This window comes from Acinetobacter sp. GXMZU3951 (assembly GCF_054457875.1).
This window is the reverse complement of sequence record NZ_JBTLFO010000004.1, coordinates 220,968-247,178: the sequence shown is the minus strand read 5'-3', so window position 1 is coordinate 247,178 and position 26,211 is coordinate 220,968. Positions and strand designations below refer to the sequence as shown.

Annotated in this window: 25 protein-coding genes and 1 pseudogene; 7 read left to right on the top strand and 19 right to left on the bottom strand. The window is 40.6% G+C overall.

Going from position 1 to position 26,211, the window contains the following annotated elements; translation table 11 throughout:
* Positions 1 to 64 precede the first annotated feature (64 nt).
* The gene (ispF, locus tag ACX17N_RS08930; RefSeq protein WP_458892207.1) at positions 65 to 556 is read left to right on the top strand and encodes a 2-C-methyl-D-erythritol 2,4-cyclodiphosphate synthase; all 492 of its coding nucleotides are present in this window, start codon (positions 65 to 67) and stop codon (positions 554 to 556) included.
* Here ispF and ACX17N_RS08925 read toward each other — a convergent pair.
* The 5 genes from ACX17N_RS08925 to ACX17N_RS08905 all read right to left on the bottom strand — a co-directional run bounded on the left by ACX17N_RS08925 (position 544) and on the right by ACX17N_RS08905 (position 7,677).
* Positions 544 to 1,068, bottom strand: a complete 525-nt coding sequence (locus tag ACX17N_RS08925; protein ID WP_458892206.1) for a protein tyrosine phosphatase family protein — start codon at positions 1,066 to 1,068, stop codon at positions 544 to 546. The two genes, ispF and ACX17N_RS08925, sit on opposite strands and share 13 nt — an antisense overlap.
* Positions 1,069 to 1,127: 59 nt before the next feature.
* The gene (locus ACX17N_RS08920; RefSeq protein ID WP_458892205.1) at positions 1,128 to 2,219 is read right to left on the bottom strand and encodes a 3-deoxy-7-phosphoheptulonate synthase; all 1,092 of its coding nucleotides are present in this window, start codon (positions 2,217 to 2,219) and stop codon (positions 1,128 to 1,130) included.
* Between the two features lie 126 nt (positions 2,220 to 2,345).
* Complete coding sequence (locus ACX17N_RS08915; protein ID WP_458892204.1) at positions 2,346 to 3,236, bottom strand: sulfite exporter TauE/SafE family protein; 891 nt, start codon at positions 3,234 to 3,236, stop codon at positions 2,346 to 2,348.
* A gap of 425 nt (positions 3,237 to 3,661) precedes the next feature.
* A complete protein-coding gene (locus ACX17N_RS08910; protein ID WP_458892203.1) occupies positions 3,662 to 5,218 on the bottom strand; it encodes a PepSY-associated TM helix domain-containing protein in 1,557 nt (518 codons plus the stop codon).
* Positions 5,219 to 5,577: 359 nt separating this feature from the next.
* Positions 5,578 to 7,677, bottom strand: a complete 2,100-nt coding sequence (locus ACX17N_RS08905) for a TonB-dependent siderophore receptor (RefSeq protein ID WP_458892202.1) — start codon at positions 7,675 to 7,677, stop codon at positions 5,578 to 5,580.
* A gap of 222 nt (positions 7,678 to 7,899) precedes the next feature.
* Between ACX17N_RS08905 and lpxB the strand changes: the two genes are divergently transcribed.
* Positions 7,900 to 9,099 (top strand): lipid-A-disaccharide synthase, encoded by a 1,200-nt coding sequence (gene lpxB / locus ACX17N_RS08900; RefSeq protein ID WP_458892201.1) that lies wholly within the window; start codon positions 7,900 to 7,902, stop codon positions 9,097 to 9,099.
* On the opposite strand, the gene ACX17N_RS08895 is transcribed toward lpxB, so the two are convergent.
* Positions 9,092 to 10,012 carry an AraC family transcriptional regulator gene (locus ACX17N_RS08895; RefSeq protein ID WP_458892200.1) on the bottom strand — a complete coding sequence of 307 codons (921 nt, stop codon included), beginning with the start codon at positions 10,010 to 10,012 and terminating at the stop codon, positions 9,092 to 9,094. The genes lpxB and ACX17N_RS08895 overlap by 8 nt on opposite strands.
* 205 nt (positions 10,013 to 10,217) lie before the next feature.
* Between ACX17N_RS08895 and ACX17N_RS08890 the strand changes: the two genes are divergently transcribed.
* On the top strand, positions 10,218 to 11,417 hold the full coding sequence (locus ACX17N_RS08890) for an alkane 1-monooxygenase (protein ID WP_458892251.1): 1,200 nt from the start codon (positions 10,218 to 10,220) through the stop codon (positions 11,415 to 11,417).
* Positions 11,418 to 11,492: 75 nt separating this feature from the next.
* Here ACX17N_RS08890 and ACX17N_RS08885 read toward each other — a convergent pair whose 3' ends face one another.
* The 5 genes from ACX17N_RS08885 to ACX17N_RS08865 all read right to left on the bottom strand — a co-directional run bounded on the left by ACX17N_RS08885 (position 11,493) and on the right by ACX17N_RS08865 (position 16,622).
* Positions 11,493 to 11,978, bottom strand: a complete 486-nt coding sequence (locus ACX17N_RS08885) for a GNAT family N-acetyltransferase (RefSeq protein ID WP_458892199.1) — start codon at positions 11,976 to 11,978, stop codon at positions 11,493 to 11,495.
* An 84-nt stretch (positions 11,979 to 12,062) separates the two neighbouring features.
* Entirely contained in the window at positions 12,063 to 13,262 is a 1,200-nt protein-coding gene (locus tag ACX17N_RS08880) for an acyl-CoA dehydrogenase family protein (RefSeq protein ID WP_458892198.1), read from the bottom strand.
* 21 nt (positions 13,263 to 13,283) lie between these two features.
* The gene (locus ACX17N_RS08875) at positions 13,284 to 14,570 is read right to left on the bottom strand and encodes an acyl-CoA dehydrogenase family protein (RefSeq protein ID WP_458892250.1); all 1,287 of its coding nucleotides are present in this window, start codon (positions 14,568 to 14,570) and stop codon (positions 13,284 to 13,286) included.
* 231 nt (positions 14,571 to 14,801) lie between these two features.
* Positions 14,802 to 16,175 carry an ABC1 kinase family protein gene (locus ACX17N_RS08870; RefSeq protein WP_458892197.1) on the bottom strand — a complete coding sequence of 458 codons (1,374 nt, stop codon included), beginning with the start codon at positions 16,173 to 16,175 and terminating at the stop codon, positions 14,802 to 14,804.
* Between the two features lie 144 nt (positions 16,176 to 16,319).
* Positions 16,320 to 16,622, bottom strand: coding sequence for a hypothetical protein (locus ACX17N_RS08865; RefSeq protein WP_458892196.1), 303 nt, complete (start codon positions 16,620 to 16,622; stop codon positions 16,320 to 16,322).
* A gap of 282 nt (positions 16,623 to 16,904) precedes the next feature.
* Between ACX17N_RS08865 and prmB the strand changes: the two genes are divergently transcribed.
* The 3 genes and pseudogenes from prmB (at position 16,905) to ACX17N_RS08850 (ending at position 19,652) form a co-directional block, all read left to right on the top strand.
* A complete protein-coding gene (gene prmB, locus ACX17N_RS08860; RefSeq protein WP_458892195.1) occupies positions 16,905 to 17,915 on the top strand; it encodes a 50S ribosomal protein L3 N(5)-glutamine methyltransferase in 1,011 nt (336 codons plus the stop codon).
* 12 nt (positions 17,916 to 17,927) lie between these two features.
* Entirely contained in the window at positions 17,928 to 19,019 is a 1,092-nt protein-coding gene (gene aroC, locus ACX17N_RS08855) for a chorismate synthase (protein WP_458892194.1), read from the top strand.
* Between the two features lie 106 nt (positions 19,020 to 19,125).
* Positions 19,126 to 19,652, top strand: a pseudogene (locus tag ACX17N_RS08850) (GNAT family N-acetyltransferase).
* A gap of 39 nt (positions 19,653 to 19,691) precedes the next feature.
* Here ACX17N_RS08850 and ACX17N_RS08845 read toward each other — a convergent pair.
* The 8 genes from ACX17N_RS08845 to ACX17N_RS08810 all read right to left on the bottom strand — a co-directional run bounded on the left by ACX17N_RS08845 (position 19,692) and on the right by ACX17N_RS08810 (position 25,592).
* Entirely contained in the window at positions 19,692 to 19,991 is a 300-nt protein-coding gene (locus tag ACX17N_RS08845; protein WP_458892193.1) for a cyd operon YbgE family protein, read from the bottom strand.
* A gap of 3 nt (positions 19,992 to 19,994) precedes the next feature.
* On the bottom strand, positions 19,995 to 20,096 hold the full coding sequence (gene cydX, locus ACX17N_RS08840) for a cytochrome bd-I oxidase subunit CydX (RefSeq protein ID WP_002120988.1): 102 nt from the start codon (positions 20,094 to 20,096) through the stop codon (positions 19,995 to 19,997).
* Between the two features lie 23 nt (positions 20,097 to 20,119).
* The gene (gene cydB, locus ACX17N_RS08835) at positions 20,120 to 21,265 is read right to left on the bottom strand and encodes a cytochrome d ubiquinol oxidase subunit II (protein WP_458892192.1); all 1,146 of its coding nucleotides are present in this window, start codon (positions 21,263 to 21,265) and stop codon (positions 20,120 to 20,122) included.
* On the bottom strand, positions 21,262 to 22,848 hold the full coding sequence (locus ACX17N_RS08830; protein ID WP_458892191.1) for a cytochrome ubiquinol oxidase subunit I: 1,587 nt from the start codon (positions 22,846 to 22,848) through the stop codon (positions 21,262 to 21,264). The genes cydB and ACX17N_RS08830 overlap by 4 nt, the downstream gene beginning before the upstream one ends.
* Positions 22,848 to 23,039, bottom strand: a complete 192-nt coding sequence (gene cydP / locus ACX17N_RS08825; protein WP_458892190.1) for a cytochrome oxidase putative small subunit CydP — start codon at positions 23,037 to 23,039, stop codon at positions 22,848 to 22,850. The genes ACX17N_RS08830 and cydP overlap by 1 nt, the downstream gene beginning before the upstream one ends.
* A gap of 589 nt (positions 23,040 to 23,628) precedes the next feature.
* On the bottom strand, positions 23,629 to 24,246 hold the full coding sequence (locus tag ACX17N_RS08820) for an OB-fold-containig protein (protein ID WP_458892189.1): 618 nt from the start codon (positions 24,244 to 24,246) through the stop codon (positions 23,629 to 23,631).
* A gap of 15 nt (positions 24,247 to 24,261) precedes the next feature.
* Entirely contained in the window at positions 24,262 to 24,570 is a 309-nt protein-coding gene (locus ACX17N_RS08815) for a Rieske (2Fe-2S) protein (protein WP_458892249.1), read from the bottom strand.
* A 14-nt stretch (positions 24,571 to 24,584) separates the two neighbouring features.
* Positions 24,585 to 25,592 (bottom strand): adenosine kinase, encoded by a 1,008-nt coding sequence (locus ACX17N_RS08810; protein ID WP_458892188.1) that lies wholly within the window; start codon positions 25,590 to 25,592, stop codon positions 24,585 to 24,587.
* A 148-nt stretch (positions 25,593 to 25,740) separates the two neighbouring features.
* On the opposite strand from ACX17N_RS08810, the gene ACX17N_RS08805 reads away from it, so the two are divergent.
* The gene (locus ACX17N_RS08805; protein ID WP_458892187.1) at positions 25,741 to 26,190 is read left to right on the top strand and encodes a GNAT family N-acetyltransferase; all 450 of its coding nucleotides are present in this window, start codon (positions 25,741 to 25,743) and stop codon (positions 26,188 to 26,190) included.
* Positions 26,191 to 26,211 lie beyond the last annotated feature (21 nt).

Genomic DNA, 26,211 nt, shown 5'->3' with positions numbered 1-26,211 from the left:
TAACTATAGCGAAGTCGAAACATAGAATACAAGATTTCAAACATTTATTTCTCAGGGAGTACTTATGGTCGCACAAATTCGAATTGGTCAGGGAATGGATGTCCATGCATTTGAAGAAGGTGAATTTGTCACTTTGGCGGGCGTTAAAATTCCCCATATGCAGGGTTTAAAAGCCCACTCAGATGGGGATGTTGTATTACACGCCTTATGTGATGCTTTATTGGGTGCGCTGGCATTGGGGGATATCGGTCAGCATTTTCCAGACACTGATCCAGAGTTTAAGGGTGCTGATAGTCGTGTGTTATTAAAGCATGTGTATCAATTGATTTTAGATCGTGGTTATGTCTTGAATAATGCCGATATGACAGTGGCGTGTGAACGTCCTAAGCTGGCAAAATTTAATTTGCAAATGCGTCAGAGTATTGCGGACGTGTTAGACGTGGATGTTACTCAAATTAGTATTAAAGCAACAACCACGGAAAAGCTTGGATTTACTGGGCGTCAGGAAGGAATCTTGGCAACAGCTACGGTTTTAATTAGTCATCAAGCAAAATGACCTGCACTCATGAGTGACTGTTGTAACTCTTTAGTAGCTTTACGACCTTGCAGTTGTAAGGCTACAGCATGCATAAGTCCAGTCCAGGTTTCATTGGGTTCCCAGACCTTGTGTAACAGCTCTTGGGCTGTCGCGATATCCATATCCATATAATACTGTCGATACAGATACATTAAGCTGCTGACTCGCAAGTTTTTAGTGCAGTGTACCCAAACCATTTGTTCTTGCACCAAGTGATTGAGCATGTCTAAAACCAATAAGCATTGTTCATCCGACGGGGTATCCCAAAGAATTGGAATGTGGATGTAATTCAAGCCTAATTCCAAGCAAACACGATCTTCCTGTGGCAGGTGATTGTCTGCATCATTTAAAGCCAGATTAATTACGGTGGTAATACCATATTCTTTGATTAGTTGTAACTGTTCAACCGTGGGTTGTCCCGAGCTAAATAAATGTTCATGTACAAATTGGAAATGGTCGATTTGGCTTAAGGCATTTTCGAGTTGATTCATAACGCTGACTTTGCTTGGCAGTAAAACAAAACGCCATCCTAAAGGATGGCGTTGAAGGCTTAACGATTAGGTAATACATCTTTTAAAGTATTATGCATTTCTAGCAGTACTTTTTCAGTGGTATCCCAGTCAATACAACCATCGGTAACGGATTTACCGTATTCTAAATCACATAAGTTGTCTGGAATATCTTGGCGACCACCTTTTAAGTGGCTTTCAACCATAATCCCGACAATCGATTTGTTGCCATCTACAATTTGCTCTGCAATGTTTTTAAGCACCAATGGTTGTAGGAAGGGGTCTTTATTTGAGTTGGCATGACTGGTATCAATCATAATTTTGGTGCTGACTTTGGCTTTTGCTAAAGCATTTTCAGCCTCGGCAACAGAACCTGCATCATAGTTTGGTTTGCCATTACCACCACGTAATACGACGTGCGCATAAGGGTTACCGCTGGTACGAATCACCGAAACCTGACCCAGTTCGTTAAGACCTAAGAAGCTATGGCCATGTTTAACTGATTGCATCGCATTGGTAGCAACAGTTAAGCCACCATCAGTTCCATTTTTAAAGCCAACAGGAGAAGAAAGACCTGAAGACATTTCACGGTGAGTTTGGCTTTCTGTGGTACGTGCACCAATGGCAGACCATGAAATCAAATCTTGGTAATACTGTGGTGAGTTAGGATCGAGTGCTTCTGTTGCACAAGGTAAACCTTTTTCATTTAATTCCAACAGCAACTGACGACCAATGCGAAGACCTTTTTCAATATTGAATGAGTCATTCATGTCTGGATCGTTAATTAAACCTTTCCAGCCCACAGTGGTACGTGGTTTTTCAAAATACACTCGCATGACGATATAAAGTGTGTCTTTCACTTTTTCGCTGAGTACTCTTAAGCGGTCAGCATAATCATGTGCAGCAACGGTATCATGAATAGAACATGGACCAATTACGACAAAAAGACGCTTATCTTTCCCATCTAAAATATTACGAATGGTTTCACGACCTTTAAGCACAGTTTGATATGCATTTTCAGTTAACGGCAACTCTTTTTTTAGCTCTGCTGGCGTTACTAAAGGCTGAATGCTTTTCACATTTACGTCGTCAATGTCTGATTGAGTAATAGGGGTTGGCTGTTGTGTATTCATTGCTGTCACTAGATCGATCATACAAGAGTTTTTTTAGTTGCCTGAATATAACACGATTTAATCAGTCTTTTACTATACAAAAGACCAATAAAACCGTGAAATAAACAGATTAATCGCATAGATAGTTTAAACACTGTGTGATTTTTCAACAGTATAAACCATCGCGGTGCTTGGTTTTTGTACAGGTTTGGCTTTCACTGGGTTAATCATAAAATTTACACCCAAAGCAAAAAGCGTGATTCCGAGAATCTTACGGATAATTTTTTCAGGTAAACGCGAGCTAATCAGCGTGCCGATCACAATGGCAGGAATAGAACCCACCAATAACCAGCCCAACAGGTTAAAATCGACATTACCAGAACTCATATGCCCAAGACCTGCGACGAGTGTCAGTAATACGGCATGTACTACGTCAGACCCAATAATCCGAATCATGGGTAAATTCGGGAACATAATCACCAGTGCCATAATGCCAAAGGCACCCGCACCGACTGAAGATAATGTGACAAAAATTCCGAGCACAATACCCATGATAATGATATATGCACGTTTATCTTTGGCTTGGAAATTTACTCTTTCCAAGTCTTCAGTCATGTCTAAGCGTTCATCTTTACGGAATTTATTGAAAAACCGTTCAATATGACCGCGGAAAATAATTGATACACCCGTAAGGGTCAGCATGAAGCCTAAGACCATGGTGAGCACAGCTTTATACTGTGAGGATTGGCTTAAATAATTTTCAAGGACCCAATGGGTGGCAAAAGAGGCAGGAATACTGCCGACTGCGAGCCAAATCACGATTGGCCAGACAATATTCATTTTTTTCGCATGCACCATTGAGCCGCAAAACTTGGAGATCGATGCATAGAGAAGGTCGGTTCCGATGGCAATGTGAGGCTCGATTTTAAAAAGGCTAATCAGAATCGGGGTCATAAGAGAACCACCACCGACACCCGTAATCCCTACACATAACCCAACCAAAACACCTGCAAGAATATATTCAACAGAACCAAACATGAATAGAAGCCAAATATGATAAACCACGCATATGTTATGACTTTTTAAGATAAGTGTTTGTCTTGATAAATGATTTACTTATGCAAAAAAACGCTAAAGCTTTCTGTGGCGCATAAACAAGATAAATCAATGATTCCGCATTTTGGCTTTGTTTTTGTTTTTTAAATCATTGATTAATAATATTAAAAGCAAAATGACAGGGCTGGCAAACAACCACCAGCTGACGAAACCAATTGAAATGCCAAAAGTTTCAATAAAAATGCCCGCGGCTATAAAAAAAAGAATATAGGCAAGACTACGGGTACATTGGGGAAACCGTGTAAAAAAATGCCACGCGGATTGCCGACTTTTTCCAATCTGTTTAGCACTTATTAAATATAAGCACCACATGCCAGTCAGAATGCAAAGCATGCCCAAAAGAATCATCATGAAGCATTAACCTCTTGAGTCGCTGCGATTTTCTTCGCTATTTTTTGTGTGGCCTCCATTTGAATAGGATGAATATTCTTGTAAATAAAGATCGCTAAAATAGCGAGAAGCAGGATGAACACGTCGATTCTTAAAAACGGCCAATAGCTGCTGAAGCTATCAATATATTGATGCTGCAAGAGGTAAATGGCATTGAAAATGACCAGACCTAAGGCAAGTAGGATGAAACAAATCAGTTGTGAGCGCCATAACCATAGTTTAGGCGTGCAAAGTGCAGCGATGAGGCTTAAACACCAAAGCATAAAAAAGGTATAGATCTCGTAATTGGGTAAATTGGCGGTTAGATAGACTAGGCGGTTGCAGAGCAAATAACCCAGCATGGCGATGGGTAAACCGACAAAAGTTGCCAGATTGAGTCGATCGACCAGATAGTGCCCAAAATGAAATTGTGCTGATTTGTTTTGAAGCTGTCGTTTAAGACTCCAGAGGAGTAAACCTGAAGCAATCATGCAACAGCCCAATAAGCCAGAGAAAAAGAAGGCCAGTCTAAGTGCGGGTTGGGCAAAAGTGGCCATATGTAAGCCATAGACACCAAAATTTAAAGTTGCAATTGCACTGTCATTACGTGTGTTGTGGATAATTTGTGCATCTGCACCGCGTAAAGTGATTTGCGCTTGGTTGCCAGTGATGCTGTGATCTTGTAATTGAGTGAAGGTATACACAGCTTGATTGGTATTAGGATATTGCACGGCAATGGAACGAAGTTCTTGTTGTCCCCATTGTTGCTCAACGGTATGTAATAAGCTTGTCATATTCAAATTGGGTTGCGCTAAAGCAGGTGCATCTTGTTGAATGGCTTGGCTACGAATTTCTGTGAAGTACTGGTAAGGGTTATCGGGGTAAAGTGCTTTCATTCCCCAAGGCAAATATAAATAGAAAAAAATGGCTAAACCCGTGAAGGTGATCATTAAGAAAAAAGGTAAAGCAATCACGGAGCTGACGTTATGGAAGTCTAGCCAGGAGCGTTGTGATTTAAAGGTACGCAGTGTAAAAAAATCGGTGAAGATTTTTTTATGCGTGATGATGCCTGAAATTAATGCGATTAGCATGATGAATGCAGCGAAGCAAACCACTAAGCGGCCAATTTGAATGGGCAAGCCAAACAGTTGATAATGAAATCGATAGAAAAAATCGCCACCTTCAGTCGCTGAAAGAGTCAACTCTTGCCCAGAATTTGCATCAAGTATTTTACGTTCATAGCCACCATCTGCTTTTTGCCAATAAATGCTATTCACTGGTGATTCTGCTGTGGCGACCGCTATAAACCAGGATTTGGCATCGGGGGCATGGCTGTGCAAATATTGACTGGCAGTCTGAATGGCAACTTGTTGTTGGATTTCGTATTTTGCCAGTTCTGGCTGCATCCATAAGTTAATTTCATGGCGGTAGTAAGATGCAGTCCCCATAAGAAAGATCGCAAAGATCACCCAGCCCAGTAGTAACCCTGTCCATGAGTGTAACCATGCCATGGATTGTCGAATACTTTTATGCATGAGTTAACGTATTCCTAGAAATAGAAAAAATACACAGCCCAATACTCCACAACTTATAACCGTAAGCCGAAGCAATGATTGAACACAGAAACTGGTTATGACAAATGCAGCATAAAAAATAATGCTGATAAATGCAGACAAATAAATGGCTTCTGCTTTAGGCAGGTGATGATGCATCAAATAAGTTAAATCTAGACTGAGTAGCCCAGCGCACATAAAACCTATGACAAAAGCCACAACAACGCGATACAGCACTTGCAGGCGATAAGTATAGGAAAGAGATGGTGCTTTACGCATAGAGGGCTCACTCTGAAAATACAGAAAAGCCAAGCCTGAATGTTCAGGCTTGGCCGTTAAGATTAATATTTAAATTTTAAAGCAACGGTATAGTTAGTAGAAGCACCATAATATCCTTGTCCACCAGAAAGCCCAGTCAGATATTTTTCATTGGTCAGGTTGTTGCCATTTACTTGCACTAAGACATTTGGATTCACTTCATAGCTCGCCATTAGATTGAATAAAGCATAAGCATCTTGAGTAATCGCTGCATAAGAGGTGTCTTGAATGTCATCTTGCCATTTTACGCTGGCACCAAGTTTGAGTTTAGGCAATTGCGGTACGGTGTAAGATGCTAAAGCGTTGATGGTTTGGGTTGGAATATTGACACGGGCTTTTTCACCAGATTCCATGTTTTTTAGACTAAATGTGGAGAAACCGAAGACAAGGTCGAGATTATCCGTCATTTTTCCAGATAGACCAATTTCTACGCCTTGCGAGCGTACTGTGCCAATATCAGACGTATATTTGTTATAGGTCGCATCCCATAGGGGATTTAAGGCGAAATTATCTTCGTCAGTTCTAAATATAGCAAAATTACCTGTGAGAGCACCATTGAGCCATGAACTTTTGACACCCAGCTCATAACTTTCACCTTCAACAGGAACCGCGGTTTGTTTGGTCGCAAGGTCAATTACCGTTTGCGGTCGGAAGATAGAGGTATAGCTCATATAACCCGTATATTCAGGTGTGAAGTTATAGGTCAATCCCGCATAAGGTGAAACTTTATCTTCCTTGTATTCCAGTGTGTCAATTTCAGTATAGTTCGCACCCAGAATGAGTTTCAAATCATCATTAAGATGCAAACGTGTAGCAGTGTAAACCGACTTCATTACACGTTCTTCAGGTGTTGCTGTGTAGAACTCGCCCCACGTGGGTTCTGCAGGTGACCAGCTGGCTTGATCAGTCGTATAAGTTCCTAAACTACTGCCATACGAATAGACACTTTGAGCTGTATATTTTGACCAGTTATAACCGATATTGGCTTCATGACGTTGCCCAAAAAGCGGGAAGGTCCCTTGAATATCCGCATTGGCGGTGGTTTCTTTAAATTTCTGATTATAAATTTCTGGATAGAGATAAATGCCAGAAGTATTGTCTGTTGCAGATGGTGAACCGCTTAAATACAGCATTTTGTCACGCACTTCTGACTCTTTTAGATTGTAGCCGAGTCTTAATTTCCAGTCACCAGCCAGTTGTTGTTCGATATTGGCAAAATAGTTGTCTATGTCCCAGTCATAATAGGTCCAGGACGGTGCATAGTTATAGCTACGCGAATAATTTAACGGCTCTCCCGCTGTATTGACTAGAGGTAATGCGCCCCATTGAGAACCGTTGGCATATTGATGAGTTTTGGAATAGCCCACGGAAGCAACGGTGCTATCCGTTAGGTCTGCTTCAAGAATCCCTTGAAAGCCATTTTTTTCTTCTGAATAACGATCGAGGTATGAATCTCCAGTTTTTTCATAGCCAACTAAACGTCCACGTAAGCGCCCATCTTGAGTTAGTGAACCTGAAATATCTGCTTCATAACGCTGCGTATCCCAAGATCCATAGCTGATTCCTACATTGGCTTGAAACTCTTTAGTTGGGCGTTTGCGAATATAGTTGATGGTTGCACCTGGATCTCCTAGGGCATTAGTCAGGGCATCGGCACCTTTGACCACTTCAATACGATCATAAAAATAGCTGTCTGCATCACTATTATTGTAGTTATAGCTATCGACCTGAGGAATCCCAATCCCATCTACGAGAATATTTGAAATATCAAAACCACGCGCCGTATAGGTGGTGCGGTTGGTTTCCAAACCTGTGACGGTCACCCCTGGGGTATTGTTTAAAATATCTCGTGTTGAGGTGAGGTTAAAGTCATCCATTTGCTGACGCGTTACCACATTGACCGTTTGCGGTGTTTCCTGCGTATCTATATTTAGCTTGGTGGCACTACGACTTGATTTAATGATATAGGCTTTGGTTTTTTCAGAACTCTGATCGCTATTGCTTTCTGCTTGTAGCTGAATAGTGGAGAGGGTCGCAACATCATCTTCAGCATAGCTTAAGTTGATCTGGGTAATGGTGAGAGCCAGTAGAGAATACTTAAACAGCGCAGTTGGTTTAGACATGATTAATGGTAATGCAAATAATTATCATTAATATTATTTGTAATTTTAATAATGATCAATTGTAAGATTATTGCAAATCTAGATTAAATACAGAAAATTCATAGCTAAATTAGATTTTAGTTGGCGGTTTAGATTTGTGCTTTATCCGTTCGCATAAATTTTTCAAATGCCATGGCTATGCTAGAATATTCATGTGTTTAACTTTGAACAGAGCATAAAGTCTTGAACAACAAAAAACTAAAAATAGGCATTGTCGTCGGTGAGGTTTCTGGCGACACGCTGGGAGCTAAATTAATCCGCAGTTTTCGTGAGCAAGGTATTGATGCTGAGTTTGAAGGAATTGGTGGTCCGCAAATGATCGCTGAAGGATTTCAGAGTTACTATCCCATGGATATTTTATCGGTGATGGGTATTGTAGAAGTCTTAAAAGATATTAAAAAGTTATTTGCAGTGCGTGATGGGCTAGTTGAAAAATGGTCGAAAAATCCAGTGGATGTTTTTATTGGAATTGATGCTCCAGATTTTAATTTACGGCTCTCCAAAAGTTTAAAACAAAAGCAATTACCAATTAAAACTGTGCAGTACGTCAGTCCTTCGGTTTGGGCATGGCGACAAGGGCGGGTTCACGGGATTAGAGCCAGTATTGATTTAGTCCTGTGCCTATTTCCATTTGAAAAAGCGTTTTATAAAAAATTTGATGTGACTGCCGCGTTTGTAGGGCATCCTTTGGCGAGTCAGTTGCCATTAAAAAATGATTTGATTGAGGCAAAGCAGGAGCTTGGCTTGGCAACTAATCAAAAGCATATTGCCTTATTGCCGGGGAGCCGCCGTGGTGAAGTTGAGCGTTTAGGGCCATTGGTATTACAAGCGGGAGAGATTCTGAGTCAAAAATATCCAGACTATGAGTTTCTTATTCCAGCCATTAATGATGCACGTAAACAGCAGATTGAACATTTACTGCAACATTATTCAGATACCTTCCGCGCTAAAGTCCATTTATTGGAAAATAGTGACACCGAATCGAAAATTGGTCGTCAGGTCATGAATGCTGCGAATATTGTTGCTTTGGCGTCAGGAACAGCCACTTTGGAAGCCATGTTGTTACATCGTCCCATGGTGACATTTTATAAGCTCAATTCTTTGACGTATTTTATTGCGAAATTATTAATAAAGATTCCTTATTATTCATTGCCGAATATTATTGCGGGCAAAAAAGTAATTCGAGAGCTCATTCAAAATGATGCGACACCTGAGAATTTAGCCCATGAAATTGAAAAACTAATGAACATTGAGGTATCGCAAATTCAAGTTATGCAGCATATTACCATGCATAAACAGTTACTCTCAGGCAATAGTGAAGATCCAGTACAGGCCATTTTAAACTTGCTGAATTCGGGCAATAACGCTGCAACTACTACATAAATTGTTGTCGATATTGACTTGGGGTTACTTCAAATTGTTTTTTAAAACTTTGACTGAATGCTGTTTCTGAGGCGTAGCCAACCAAGTGGGCAATTTGCTGAATGTTGTATTGTCCGTGCCTGAGGTAGCGAGAGGCAACCCGAAGCCGATGTTGTTGTAAATAGGCAAGCGGTGTTTCTCCAACCATTTGGCTAAAAAGTTGTGCAAATTTGGAACGAGACATACAGCACTGTTCGGCAAGCGTTTCTACCGTCCACGCTTGTTGCGGGTGTCCATGAATTGCAGCTAAGGCATTGGAAAGCTCGGGATGGGATAAAGCACTTAACCAGTTTTGACCATCCTGCGATTGCAAGATGTAATCTCTGACACATTCAATAAAGAAAATACTAACTAAATGATCCAAGATTTTGTCGCGTCCTGGCTGTAATTTAAAGGTTTCCACCGCTAAAAACTGAAGACCAATTTGTAACCATTCTGGAATGCTTTGACCATTAAGCTGATGTAAATGAATATAGTGCGGTAGGGCATTTAATAACGGACGTGCCATCATACTGTCCATATGGCAGCGGATCGCCAAGATGACCGTTTGCTCACCTTGACCACTACCAAATTCAATACTTTTTTCACCTGTTTCATCAAAGCGGTGGGTGATATTCAGAGTATCCGCAAAGGGATGATGTGTGTTAAATGCAGTATGACTGACTCCAGAAGGAATCAGGATTAAATCTCCGGCATAGGCTTGAACCTGTGTAGATCCATCTAATTCAATCATGGCTTTTCCGCTCACCATGACATAAGCAACCATGGCACTCTGGTCCTGATAGCAAATACACCAGTCACCTTGTGCCTTTAAATAGATATATTCCGACTTGTTGAGATGAATATCATCAAAAATTTTACTCAGTGCATCCATGTCTTATCTTGCTGTTTAATTAAGTGAAATATAAAAATTTTCTAAATACTTTATATGTGCTTTTAGGTCATTCTATATCATTTTAAGCCAAAGACTTTGGCGCAGTTATTTTGGACGCTGACAACTGTTGAAGCAGCTTGAATTAGGAAAATATATAGATAACAAAATAAGAAGGAAAGTATTGCAGATGAATGCAACAGTAAAAATGACTGAACAGAATGGATTGCCATTAGCAAAGAAAAAAGGTTTAGCTTTAGATAAAAAACGCTATTTGTGGGCGATTAGCCCTGCCTTACCAGTAATTGGCTTGGGAATTCTAGCGGGGTACCAATTTGCACCACGCCCCCTGAAGAAGGCCTTTGCTTTAGGTGGGCCATTATTATTACACGTCATTATTCCAGCCATAGATGCGCTGATTGGTCAGGATAACAATAATCCCAGTACCGAGGATGTGCAGCTACTTGAACAAGACCCGTATTACTCACGTTTAGTAAAAACCTTCATTCCGCTACAGTACGCTGCAAATATTTATGCCTGTTATTTAGTTGGACGTAAGCAAACATCCTTCGTTGATAAAATATTATTGGGTATTTCCATGGGGGCAATTAATGGGATTGCCGTCAATACGGCCCACGAGTTAAGTCATAAATCCCATCGACTGGATCATATTTTATCGCATTTGGCACTGGTGCCCACCGGCTATAATCACTTTCGGGTCGAGCATCCTTATGGTCATCATAAACGTGCAGCGACTCCAGAAGATCCGGCTTCTTCCCGAATGGGGGAAACTTTTTATGAGTTTTTGCCAAGAACGGTAATCGGCTCGTTTCACTCTGCAATCGACATTGAAAGTAATCGTCTGAAACGCAAAGGCAAAACCTTCTGGTCTAAGGACAATGAATTGTTACAAGGCTGGGGCATGAGTGCCACATTTCATGCCAGTATGATCAAAATGTTTGGTGGAGGTATTCTTCCATATTTAGCGACTCAAGCTTTATATGGCATCAGTTTATTTGAAATCATTAATTATATTGAACATTATGGCTTACTGCGCCAAAAAGATGAAAATGGAAAATATGTACGGACCATGCCTGAGCATAGCTGGAATAACAACAATATTGTAACTAACTTATTTTTATATCAATTACAGCGTCATTCGGATCACCATGCTTACCCAACGCGCCCATTTCAAGCTTTACGCCACTTTGATGAAGCCCCCGAGCTGCCAAGCGGTTATGCCAGTATGCTGTTACCCGCGATGATTCCACCATTGTGGTTTAAAATCATGGATCAACGCGTTTTTGATCATTATGAGGGTGATTTAAATAAAGCCAATATTTATCCAAAACGCCGTGCTAAAATTTTTAAAAAATTTGCAATGATGGATCAATCGCTTCATCCATAAGCATGCGCTATACCACTCAGCCTCAAGTTTGAATGACATCAATGGAGTGCAATTGATGTCATTTTTGCATGGTGGCTAGAGTGTTTTTTCCATCCAGATTTCACAGGCGTGGCTGTGACCGGTATGGCCTTTGGGGGCTTGTAAATGTTGAAAGCCTAATTTTTCATAAAGTTTTACGGCTTGCCATAGCGATGAGGTTGTTTCCAAATAACAGCATGCATAGTGATGTGCTTGAGCAAATGTAAAGCATTGTTCAAGGAGTTGTTTGGCTAAGCCATGTCCACGAAGTTCTGGTAAGAAATACATCTTTTGAATTTCAAGTGTTTCGCTATCCCCTTGGAGTGGAGACAATCCACCACCACCTAAAATCTCACCTTGGGTATTTTCGATCACCCAGTATTGAGCATTCGGCTGACTATAGACCTGATATAAATTATCTAAAATTGGATCGGCAACGGCAAAACCGGACTCTGCGGCAAGTCCATATTCTTTGGAAACTTCACGGATAATTTGTGCGATTCGGGCATTATCTCGTTCTTGAATGGGGCGAATTTGAAACATGGATTGAGGTGAATATGATAAACGATGGATTGTTATAACAAAAAATCCATCGTTTGTATGGTGGGACAGGACGTAGATAGAAAATTATTTCAACTCACTAGAGCTTTTTCCAAGTTCACGTCGGGCAATAATGAGTTGTTGAATTTGCTGTGTACCTTCAAAAATATCCAAGATTTTTGAATCACGTGCCCATTTCTCTAAAAGTTCGGTTTCGGTATAGCCGACAGATGCTGCGAGTTCAACACATTTCAGGGTAATCTCATTACCTACGCGTCCTGCTTTCGCTTTTGCTATGGAGGCTTCTTTGGAATTTGGCATTTTGTTATCCGCCATCCATGTCGCTTTTAACATCAGGAGCCGAGCCGCCTCCCATTCGGCTTCCATCTTATGAATTTGTGCCACCAGATTCGAACATTGTAGATAGGGGGTTGCATAGTGTGGGTCAAGTTGATCCTGAAAAATCTCTTTGATGCGTTGCAGTGATGCTTTGGCACAACCAATGGCCATAGCTGCCACCAGAGGGCGGGTGTTGTCAAAGGTTTCCATCACCCCTGCAAAACCCTTGGCCATATCAATGTCTGCATTGCCGAGGAGGTTTTCAGTTGGTACACGACATTGGTCGAAGCGAATCACTGCAGTATCCGAGGCTTTGATGCCCAGTTTATGTTCTAAACGCTCAACAGTCATGCCAGCTGTACCTTTAGGCACCACAAAAGATTTAATGGCGGCACGCCCTAGCTTTTTGTCCAGTGTTGCCCAGACGACTACCGAGTCAGCACGCGCTCCAGAAGTGACAAATATTTTTTCGCCATTCAAAATGTAGTCGTTACCATCTTTGCTTGCTGTGGTGCGGATGGCTGCTGAATCTGAACCGCAATTCGGCTCGGTAATCGCCATTGCCGCCCAAGTGCCCTTAAAGCGTTCGAGTTGCTCATCATTTGCCACTGCGGCAATCGCTGAATTGCCCAGTCCTTGTCGTGGCATGGAAAGCAGTAATCCTGTATCGCCATAACACATTTCTACAATTCCTAGGGCGGTAGACATATTGACGCCATTTTTATTGTTATCATCTTGCGTACCACGCTTACCTACAGCAGCACCGGCATTAATTCCTTCACCGCCATCATTCATGCCATCCAACAGCGATGCCAACATATCTAATTCTTTAGGGTAGGCATGTTCAGCTTTATCGTATTTACGTGAAATGGGCCTAAGTACATTAAGTGCGACTTCGTGAGCCTGATCTAATAAAATTTTGAATTTTTTAGGATTTTGTAAGTTCATGCAGGATGCCTTTTTATTATTTTAAGCGTGTAAGCCAGAATGCAGAATTGCAGTTGCACGTAAATCGCGGTACCAGCGTTCTACTGGATGTTCTTTGGTAAAGCCGTGTCCCCCTAAAATTTGTACACCATCGGTGCCAATTTTCATGGACTTTTCAGCGCAGAGTAAGCGGGCTAAATAGGCTTCTCGATGAAAATCTTGCCCAGCTTCTGCCAAGCTTGCTGCATTCAAAACCAGCATGCGCATGGCATCAATTTCAATGGCCATATCTGCAATCATAAATGCCACACTTTGACGGTGTGAGATGGGTTCGCCAAAGGCCGTTCGCTCATTGGCATATTGAATACAATAGTGTTTCACCGCTTCACATGTACCGACAGCCATGGCACACCACATTAAATTGCCTAAATCGATAAATGCCGCATAATCAAAATCATCATCTCCCAACAGTTCAGCAGGGGTCTGGTTAAATTGTAAGGTCATGGTTTCAGTGGCTTTTAAACCCATAGCAGGGCATTTTTTAGCAGTTATAGTGGCATCACGTTTCACCACAAAAATTTCAGGCTGTCCGAGATATTCTGCACTGACCAAAAATAGATCGGCACTTTCTCCAAGCAATACCAAAGTTTTTTCGCCCTGAATTACAAATTGCTGATTCACCCATTGTGCTTTGGTTTTAAGTTTGTGTGGATTAAAAGCCGGGGTATTTTCTTGTACAGCAAAGCTGGCACGGATGCGATCATCCTCTGCAAAAGCCTTAAGATAGGTAGCTTGAACTTGAGGCGATCCCCACTGGGTCATGGCATTAATCACACTAAAAGTAGAAAGCATGCCAGCAGTTAAGCTAAAGTCGCCTTTGGCCAAATGTTCTGCGATCAGAATGTGGCTGACAATGTCTTTTTCAGTGGCAACACCGCCCAAGACTTCGGGTAAGGCATAATAATTCAGCCCCAAATCTTGTAGGTATTGCCATAAAACTTCTGGAAATTTTTCTTCATGATCTGCCTGATGTGCAAGCGAATAAAGGACTTCTGAAGCAAATTGGCTCATGGCATCACATGTCAGTTGCTGCTCTTCAGTCAAGTTCAGATCAAACAAAGCTTTTGATTGATTCGATAAACGTTGCCTAGGATGCTGCTCAGTTTTAGTGAATAATTTTTGTGTTTGACTCAGCGTTTTGAAACTTGTTTTTGAACCTTGATATAAAGATTTTTCTACAAATTTTCTCAGTTTAAGCTGATCGAGGACATCACTGCCTGCAATTTTAGTGATCAGCGACAAGCCTAGTCCCTGAGCTTTATTTACCATATTTGTCATTATTTTCATTCCATATGTGCAGGATTGCTATTTTTATGCTGACATGTGGCTATTTAAAAAACTATGTCATTGTTGACATGTACGATTGTCAAAGATAAACGGTCAGTTGAATTTTAATATGAACTTAAAATTTTGATTTTTATATGAATTATAAAGCGAACAAGATGTAGGCTAAGGAAGCAGTTGACTAGAATGACGCGATGGTCATTCTAGTCCAAACTATTAAATGAATGATTTAATCATATCGCGGACATTGGTCTTGGCATCAATTACCGTCATGAAAGTATAAGCCCCAATAAACTTGCGACTTATAAACATAAACTCTTTGGGTGGAACACTAAAATAGCGTGAAGCCATTGATTTAGACGCTTGTTGCATCACTCGACTATGGAGTTGGCTTTTTTTCCAGTCATAACGATATTGTTCATCCATAACGCCAGCGGGAAGTTCTTTATTATTGGCAGGGCAGCTAAAAGCTTCGGTGGCCAGTAAAAACACTTTTGCCATATCTGGCTTAATACTTTGAGGAATAGAGTCAAAAAACTCATAGCCCGTCATGGCATTGACCATGGCTTGCGGATCGTGCTGATAACCTGCATGAATTAAATTTCTTGCCACACTTAAGAGGTGTTGATCGAACTGACGAATCGCACCAAAGTCCAACAATACGATTTGATCAGGTTGTTGCTCACCATCTCCTAAGCGAACCAAATAGTTGCCAAAGTTCGGATCGGTTTGCATTTCACCCCATTCAAAAATTTCTCTTACTGCAATTTCTAAAGAGGCTTCACCTAAGCGGTTACGACGGTCTTGTGGTAAAGACAGCATCACAGGACTATTAATTGGCACACCACGTTCAAAGGTCATGCACAAAATTTGGTCGGTACAAAACTCATCAACAATTTCAGGCACGATATAACGCGGATCATCTTTTAGACGTTCGGCAAAACGTCGAGTTGTGGCGGCTTCAATATCATAATTCACTTCACGATGCATCATATCGCGAACTTCTTCAAACCATTGGTCAAACTCACGGGTTTGCGGAACCATGCGCGTGAGCTTCAACATATTCTTGAACAGGCTCATATCTGAATCAATGGCATCAGCCACACCAGGATATTGAATCTTCAGTACCAATTCTAATCCATCAGATTTACGTGTCGCACGGTGAACTTGAGCCAGTGAAGCGGTGCCTAATGGTTCATGATCAATCGTCAATTCATGAATTTTCTCGCCCAACTGCTGCTCTAAATGATGCTTGATTGCAGGCCAAGCCAAGGCGACAGTTTGATTATTCAGCGTATTTAAGGCTTGTGTGATTTCTTCAGGTAAAAAATGCTCGCCATACAGCGCCATCATTTGCCCAATTTTCACAATTGAACCTTTCAGTTTGCCAATTTCAGCCACCAAATAGTCGGCTTGTTCTTTCATGGCTCTTTTACGCTTTTTTTCTTTTTCAGCTTCGCTGGAAAACATGGATGTCGCGTTTGAAGCTGCCCAACGTGTCCCAGCCAGTAAGGATGCTTTTGCAATAGATAAGCGACGATCCATAGAGGAGGTTTTCAGTTGTTTGAGCTTATCGTTCTGATCTGACATTCAATGCAATCCTTAATCAGCAATTCACAGAAAAGTTAATTGTAACGGATATTAACGTGTCTTCACGTATTAAAAAAGTTCAAGTTGCTGAATGGCTCAGTTAATTTTAAATTTACACTCGATTTTAACGCTGAATAAAAATCATTACATGTGAAATTTAATCTTGAGGCTTTCTTTTCTAGAAAGTTGCAATTTATGCGTCTGAATATAAGTGCTAATCATTTCCTGTACGCTGATATGGCTAAAACCATGAGCATAACCTTTCACGATCACAATACTGGGTAAGCTAAAAAATAAATATTTGGCGTCATCTAATGTGGGTTGATTAAAGACTTGTTGTTCAGAGAGTTGCTGTAGTAAAAATAATTTTTCAGATTGAATTATGGAAGATTCATCATTCCAAAAGTTTTGGCGCATGGCCATCAGGTTGTTGTGCTTGTAGCTCATAGTGAGAGTAAGAGTAAATAGTGCCTTTATATATAAGACGCGATCCAACAGGTTTCAAGTTGCATTTCGAGTGATTGGTGAGTGTTTTGTATCTTTATGTTTGAGCTTTTTGTATCTTGCAACAAATTCCTGAACTGAACCTGCACTGGAAAAATTGTATTGAATTGCATGTGGCTGAAAAATGGAATGAAATAAAGCAGAAACAAAGTTAAGCATTATAAAATCAGGAAAAACAAGGTATCATAAGCCGTTTTTATGAAAATGACCTTGGAGACGCCCTAAGTGGATCGACCGACTATTAGCCCTGAACATTTACAGGAAGCAGCTGAAACCCTGACAACTATCCGTGATTTTATCCGTTTTGGGGTGACAGCATTACGTCAATACGATGCACACTTAGGTCAAGGTACAGAAGACTTTTTTGCAGAAAGTTCTGCCTTGGTATTACAGACTTTATCTTTAGAATGGAATGCAGATTCAGAAATTCTCGACTCTAAACTGCTACCAAGTGAAAAAGCTGAATTTCTCGCACTTTTAGAGCGCCGTATCAATGAAAAAGTGCCAACTTCTTATTTGTTGAATTTAGCCTATTTCTTTAATAAACCGTTTTATGTAGATGAGCGCGTATTGATTCCGCGTTCACCAATTGCTGAACTGATTGAAAACCGCTTTGCACCGTATTGCCTAGATGAAAATGGCGAAATGCGTGCAGCGGACAATAATCTTCCAGTCAATACTCAACCTAAAACACCACAACGTATTTTAGATATGTGTACGGGTTCAGGGTGTATCGCGATTGCCTTGGCATATGCATTCCCAGATTCAGAAGTGGATGCAACCGATATTTCAAAAGAAGCATTAGAAGTTGCTTCAATTAATGCTGAACATCACGATAAACAATATCAAGTAGCGTTATTAGAGTCTGACTTGTTTGCTAAAATTCCTGCTGAAAATCAGTATGATTTAATTGTCTCTAATCCGCCTTATGTTGATGCCGAAGACATGGCTGATTTACCTGATGAATTCCGTCATGAGCCAGAATTGGCATTGGCTGCGGGACAAGACGGTTTAGATTTAGTGCGTAAAATGTTGGCTCAAGCAGCAGATTACTTAACTGAAGATGGCTTAATTGTTATTGAAGTAGGTAATTCTGAATGGGCGATGAAACAAAACTTTAATACCATTGATTTCCATTGGTTAAAATTCCAGAAAGGTGGTTCAGGCATCTTTGCTTTAACAGCAGCACAATGTCGTGAATTCCGTGATTTATTCATTCAATCTGTTCAAGCATAAGGAGTCGTGAACATGGCAGGTAATAGTATTGGACAACTTTTCCGTGTAACGACCTGTGGTGAATCTCATGGCGTAGGCTTGATGGCGATTGTGGATGGTGTACCGCCAGGCCTAGAGCTTTCTGCTGAAGATTTGCAAAAAGATTTAGATCGCCGTAAACCGGGGACGTCAAAGTTTGCGACCCAACGTAAAGAGCCTGATGAAGTCGAAATTATTTCAGGGGTATTTGAGGGTAAAACAACGGGCACTCCAATTGGATTGCTGATTCGTAATACTGACCAAAAGTCCAAAGATTATGGCAATATTGCACAAACTTTCCGTCCTGGTCATGCCGACTATACCTATACGCAAAAATACGGTTTCCGTGATTACCGTGGTGGCGGGCGTTCAAGTGCGCGTGAAACGGCAATGCGTGTGGCTGCGGGTGCAATTGCAAAAAAATATCTTGCTGAAAAATTTGGTATTGTGATTCGCGGTCATGTGACACAAATTGGTACAGAGAAAGCAGAAAAGTTAGATTGGAATGAAGTTCCAAATAACCCATTTTTCTGTGGCGATGTTGATGCTGTGCCACGTTTTGAAGCGCTCGTCACTTCTTTACGTGAGCAAGGCACAAGTTGTGGCGCTAAATTGGAAATTCTGGCTGAGAAAGTCCCAGTGGGTTGGGGTGAGCCAGTATTTGACCGTTTAGATGCCGATATTGCTCATGCCATGATGTCAATTAATGCGGTCAAAGGTGTTGAAATTGGTGATGGTTTTGCCGTAGCAGAACAGTTTGGTCATGAGACTCGTGATGAATTAACCACAGATGGTTTCTTGGCTAATCATGCTGGTGGAATTCTCGGTGGTATTTCTAGTGGTCAGACTATTCGTGTTGCGATTGCACTCAAACCAACGGCCAGTATTACTACGCCAGGTAAAACGATTAATATTGAACGTGAAGATACGGATGTATTGACTAAAGGGCGTCATGATCCTTGCGTGGGTGTACGTGCCACACCGATTGCAGAAGCAATGTTTGCAATCGTGCTGATGGATCATTTCATGCGTCATCGTGCTCAAAATGCTGATGTGGTTGCACCATTTGCACCAATTGCACCGTAATTTTTAGCATCAAGCCAGTTTGCAACAAACTGGCTTTTTATTATGTCCGAATAAAATAGCCTAAGCATAAATAAAAATTAGATTATAAAATTTACAGGGGATACTTATGCATGCATTACAATTTCGCAAAGCAGTTTTAACAGATTTACCTCGACTCCTAGATTTAATCAATCAAGCTTATCGAGAAGACTATGCATATAGTTGGAGTAATGAAGCGAAGTATGTTTCTGGTCTAAGAATTAATGAGCAACAATTACGAGAAGCTTTGGAAGATAAAAGTTTTCATTTATATGTTGCTGAAATAGATCTCGATCCAGCAAGCTCAAGAATAGTTGCGACTATTGGTTTAACTTTTAATTATGATGAGGTGGAGATCGGAACTTTCTGTGTAGATCCAACTTTTCAAAATACAGGAATTGGTAAGGTCGTTTTATCTTTTGCAGAGAAACAGGCATTGTTGATACAGCCAGAGCTGCATATATATGTGATGTATGTACTTGATATTCGTGCAGAGCTAATCGCGTATTATCAACGCCGTGGTTATAGTCCGACAGCACCCTAGATGCCAATGTCGGACAGCCGTTTATGCATATTGAACTACTGCAACTCATTAAGAAAAAAACTGAATTTTGACAAGCTATAAAAAAGCCCTCAATCATGAGGGCTTTTTTATTAAGCAAGGAACCAAGTGTAATAGCCCCATAGCATGAGTGGCCAAGCGATGAAGGGGCTAAACAGCCACTTCCACAGCCAAAAGCGAGGAATGAAACCAACACCGTAAACAAAGCCACCTGAAATACCAATCATAATTAACATCATGGCACGGTGACTATATTCACCATTGGCATCGAGCATTGCACTTGGGTGTACTAATAACACCGCAGCAAGCGGCAATGCCAACAAAAAGGATACGGCCATGACCAATTTATTTGGTTTTTGCGATTGCTCTGTTGTCATTGCTACTTCCGTCATTGTTTATTCCTCATCTAAATCTTGATGATGCTCGATATAGAGGGCGCTGAGTACGCCAGCAAAGCATGCCATCAAAATACCGAGAATCCAGGCAAAATACCACATAATTTATTCTCCTAAGCATTGCCTTAGTACAGGCTATGTGAATTCTCTTGAATATGTTTTTTGGTAATCACGCCCCACATTTTGTAGTAACACCAAGTGGTGTAGCCCAAAATGATGGGTACGAAAATACATGCTGCAACTGTCATAACAGTTAAGGTGGTTTGACTTGAAACAGCATCCCACATGGTTAAGCTTGCAACAGGGTTAATGCTTGAAGGCATAAGGAATGGGAACAGCGCAAAACCAGCCGTTAAGATTGCACCAATCACAGAGAAAGAAGTCCCTAAGAAAGATAGACCTGCTTTATCTTTACCTGCCGCAAGGATCACAATTAACCCACCAAGAATCGCTAAAACTGGAGCAATAATGGTGATAGGGTAAGTTGAGTAGTTGTTCATCCAACCTGGGTTAGCATTGGTAATGACTTCTTTAGCCAATGGGTTTGCAACACCATTCGTATCAAAAGGAGCAGCAAGTGTGTAGCCCTGAATACCGCCGAAGTATAACCATGCACCTGCAGCAAGGAAGCAGACTAAGAAAATAATGCCCATTAATTGAGTTGCTTTCGCAGAACGTTTTCTAAGTTCGCCATCAGTACGCAGCATCAACCAAGCACCGCCATGAGCTGAAAGCATTGATAAGCTCACAATACCGCAGACCAAAGCAAATGGGTTGAGTAAGGCAAAGAAGCTACCCGTATACGTTGAACGTACAGTTTCATCTAAGGTAAAAGGTACACCAAGGAACATATTACCAAAAGCTACCCCGAACACGAGTGCGGGTACTGCACCACCGACACATAAGCCCCAGTCCCAAGCGGTACGCCACTGCGTATTTTCCAGTTTAGATCGGTAGTCGAAGCCAACAGGTCTTAAAAACAGCGCAAATAAGACCAAGAGTAGTGCCCAATACATGCCAGAGAATGCGGTTGCATACACCATAGGCCATGCCGCAAATAATGCACCGCCTGCAGTAATGAACCAAACTTGGTTGCCATCCCAGTGCGGTGCAATCGTATTGATTGCAGCACGGCGTTCTTCATCGGTTTTACCTACGAATGGCATGAGTGCCATCGAGCCCATATCGAAACCATCAGTGAGTGCGAAGCCAATCAGTAATACACCGACCAACACCCACCAAATAATTTTGAGAAGTTCATATTCGATCATGATTGAGCCTCCTCAACAGGGTTATTTTGTGCAGCATTTTTTTCAAAGTGGTATTTCCCAGTATGAAGCGCACTAGGACCAAGACGAGAGAATTTAATCATCAAGTACATTTCAATAATAAGAAGCACTGTGTAGAACGTTGCGAGGGCAGTAATAGAACCCCAAATATCTGCAGTTGTTAAAGTCGATGCAGATAAGTGAGTCGGTAATACTTCACCAATGGTCCAAGGTTGACGACCAACTTCCGCAACATACCAACCAGTTTGAGCTGCGATCCAAGGTAATGGTAAAGCAAATAATGCAAATTTAAGTAACCAAGGTTTGTTTTCCGCATTACGTTTAGCGACTGCAAAAGTGGCTAAAACAAACAGCAATAACATTAAGAAACCAGATGCAACCATTGCACGGAATGCCCAGAACAAACTTGGTACATGTGGAATCGTATCTAAAGCAGCAGATTTAATTTGTGCTTCAGAAGCATCTACAACATTCGGTGTATATTTTTTCAAAAGTAGACCGTAGCCTAAATCTTTTTGAGTTTGTTCGAAAGCTGCTTTAAGTTCAGGAGATGTATCACCAGCACGTAGTTTCTCGAGCTGAGAGTAGGCAACCATACCATTACGGATACGTTCTTCATGTTGAACTAAAAGGTCTTTAATACCAGTTACTTCTTTAGTTGTTGAACGTGTCGCAATAATTCCCATGACATATGGAACTTTAATCGCATAATCAGTGGTCATGGTTTCTTTATTTGGAATACCGAATAAAGTAAATGGTGCTGGTGCAGGGTGAGTATCCCATTCTGCTTCAATCGCAGCGAGTTTAGTCTTTTGCACATCACCCAGTTCATAACCCGATTCGTCACCAAGTAAAATGACAGAGAGGGTTGATGCAAGGCCGAAAATAGCGGCAATGGCGAAAGAACGGCGGGCAAATGGAACATCACGTTTTTTCAATAAGTAGTAGCTTGAGATGGCTAAAACAAAAATTGCACCTGTTACATAACCAGCTGAAACGGTATGTACGAACTTCACTTGTGCTACAGGGTTAAAAATCAGTGCCCCGAAATCTACCAGCTCCATACGCATGGTTTCGTAGTTGAATTTAGAGCCAACCGGGTTCTGCATCCAGCCGTTTGCAACCAAAATCCAAAGTGCGGACATGTTCGAACCTAGAGCAACTAACCATGTTACAGCTAAATGCTGCACTTTGGTGAGTCGATCCCAACCGAAGAAAAATAGACCGATGAAAGTGGATTCTAAGAAGAATGCCATTAAACCTTCAATTGCGAGAGGTGCACCAAAAATATCCCCAACATAGTGCGAATAATAAGCCCAGTTCGTACCGAACTGGAACTCCATGGTCAACCCCGTCGTTACCCCGAGTGCGAAGTTAATACCGAAGAGTTTTCCCCAGAATTTGGTCATATCTTTATAAATTTCTTTACCAGAAATGACGTAAGTCGTTTCCATAATGGCAAGAATAAAAGCCAGACCAAGAGTAAGTGGAACGAAAATAAAGTGATACATCGCGGTCATTGCAAATTGGAACCGCGAAAGATCGACCACGCTTTCAGAAATCATCAACGTGTCTCCTTGATTTGGGAAGGACTGCCAGCAATACGCTCAGCAACTTGATTGTCAAAGTTTTTGGGAATGGTAGGAGCATCAAACCAGATATGTTTAATGGTGAGTAAGATAACGACCTTAATTATTAAAATGATCGTTATTTCACGAACTAAACGTTGGTTAAAATCTTTGGGAATTAAGCTCATGGAAATAAGCCTATTTTTATAACTTACTGGATATTATTAAACAAATTTATACAAAAAATAAATAGGTAGAACAGTTAAAATAAAAATATATTATTTTAACTTTTTAAATCAGTATCTTATGAGTGTAGTGGTTTTAATTTTATTCTAAGTAATATGTGTTTATTTCTGAGTAAAACGCTTGTGTTTTAATAAAAATAAACCCGACAAAAATACTTATATTTAAAAAATTAAATCCAAGTGTTTTAGTCTATTAAAAAATAGACCAATTATTAAACTATACTAAAAAGATCGGATTATGGTTTAGTCTATTTAATCAATGCTCTTTTTTTTATTGTGTTGATTAATAAATATACACAGGATTATTCTGAGTGCCATAGGCTGATTTGTAATTTTTTTTAACAAGGATAAATCTGTACAGAATTTTGTGTATGTCGCAAGGTTAATGTCAGATTGAACTCAGCGAGATGAGTCGTTCAAACTTGTCACAACAAAGCTTCAATTTGATGAAATACAATAAAAATCCAAAAAAAAGTGCTTATCAGCACTTTTTAAATACAGTCTTCATTTTTGCTTGATTCAGCGGATGAGATTATTTATTGATATCTCTGGTAAACAGATCATTAGATTTGGAAATTTTTTTAGCAATGTAATGTGAATGCTTTAAACGAATCAGGATAATTTGTGATTGGAACTCTAATTCTCCAAACTCAGGTTCAACCTGAATGTAATGCAGTTGCCCAAATTCATCTCTGACACGTGCTTGCGCCGAAAAACCGGGACGAGCATTACCACTCGATATGGTCGCCAGTCGACCTAATAGATTGGTTTGAAGTTGTACCTGTTTTGGTTTAATGACTTGATCCAAGCAGTGAATCATAAAAACGGTAAAGAAAATGGCAATAATTAATGCAGGCAGAATTACATAGTAAGCAGGTAAAAACTGTTGCTGTTGTGCGAAGTAACTAAATTGTAGGAAATAGCCTGAAAAGCTAAAGTTCATTAATAAGAAAACTAAAATCAAGATTTTGGAAAACTTGACACTGAGCAAGGGGGCTTCAGCGATTTTTTGCGGGACAATTTTTTTGAAAAATTGGCTAGGCTTAATTTTTAAGAAATAACCAATGGTTTCTACCATGCTGAGTACGACAAGAGCCAATAAACTTAAATGGAAAGGCATTAAATTTATATTGTGTAATAGCTCAAGCATGGCAAATTCCATTAATTATTCGGACAGGTATATTCCGCCATCAGAATGTACGTTAATGGCTACTTTTTCAAGGGCTTGTCCTAGGCATGGCCCTGAAATACATTCACCGGTTTCGACTACAAATAATGCACCATGGGTAGAGCATTCAATATATTCTTGCTCACGATCTAGAAATTGATTTTCCAAGAATTCTAGTTCAACTTGTAGGTGTGGGCAGACATTCTGATAGGCAAAAAATGCCCCATCACGTTGAGTAATAAAAATTGTATCACCATTCGGCGTTTCATAAGCACGTGCTTCACGCTCTGGAATGTCTTCAGTCATACAAATTTTATGCATTAGGCACATTCCTTTTTTTCAAAACTCGCCAGTAGTTGAGCATAAGCTTGATTCGCAAGACGAGGGCCAAACTGAGACACGACTTCACTCGAAATCAGAATGGCAAGTTCAGCCGCAGTTTGTAAACTTTGCCCAGCATTTAATGCGTACAAGAATGAACCTGCAAAAGCATCGCCAGCACCGTTGGCATCGACAGCAGTCACTGCACGACCAGGGACACGAATAGTTTCTTGTTCAGAGGAAACTAAAGCACCTTCTGCACTTAATGTAATTACAACATATTTACTATGTAATTTTAATTTAGCCAATGCATCTTCAACTGTGGTGGTTTCGGTATACATCATGGCTTCGTGTTGATTACAGAACAGTAAATCGACACCATCATCTAATAGTTCGTTTAAGCCATCGCGGGCATATTGCACCATTGCTGGATCAGAAAGTGTTAAGGCAATTTTAACATTATGGCTGCGAGCGATTTGGCGTGCTTGTTTGACTGCAGAACGAGCGGTTGCGCTTGTTGAAAGGTAGCCTTCAATATATAGCCATTCTGCTGTTTTTAGAGGTTCGAAATCGATTTGCTCTGCTGATAACTCTGCGGTAATGCCTAAATAAGTCTGCATAGTACGTTCTGAGTCCGGACTTACCAAGACCATACAAGTTCCAGTGACACCTTCACTCACAGATTTAGGTGTAGTCTGAATGCCAGCCTCGTTGAGACCATCTAAATAGATTTTACCAAGCTCATCATGACCTACACGGCAACCGTAAAATGCAGAACCGCCTAAGGCGCTAAATGCGACTGTGGTATTCGCAGCAGAACCACCAGAAGCTTGCCCTTTATAGATTTCTGATTGTTGAAGCTGGGTGTATAAACGAGCTTGTTGTTCACCATCAGTCAGTTGCATGGTTCCTTTTTGCAAATTATGTTGCATAAGGAATTCATCAGAAACTTTAAATTCTTGGTCAATCAGCGCATTACCAATTGCAAAAAGATCAACTGAGGCCATGTCGTTTAATCACATCTAAAAATAAAACCTAAGTTTACACCAATGCTCAGGATTGCAGAAGTTTTGTGAATAAAATTCAAGATTATACCTAATTGATTGTGTTTTATTGTTTAATAGGCAAAAACCAGTGTTAGGTATTAGATAGAAAATGAATCTCATCATTAAAGAAGCTGAACAATTACCTGCTCAAATTGAAACTTTACTAAAACTAGCCAATAAAGAGGGTGTAAATGTAGTTCAGCGGCTAATTGAAGAATACGCGAGCGGTAAAAATCGGTTTCAGGATGAAGGTGAGTTTTTTTTACTAGCGTATGATGGGGATAAGTTAATTGGTTGTGGTGGTTTAAACCAGCAACGCGAGGAAGAAGGGCAAAAAAGTCGTATTGGTCGGGTCAGACGTTTTTATGTGCATCCCAAGTACAGACGTCATGGTGTCGGTAAAGACTTGTTAGCCTACTTAGAAAGTAAGGCCAAACCGAATTTTTCGGCCCTTTGTTTGCAAACAGACACTCGTCTTGCTGCGGATTTTTACCAAAAACAAAACTATGTCTGGGTCGAAAATAATCCCAGCTACAATTATTTTAAATATTTAATCTAGTTTTTCTTTAACTTGTTTAAA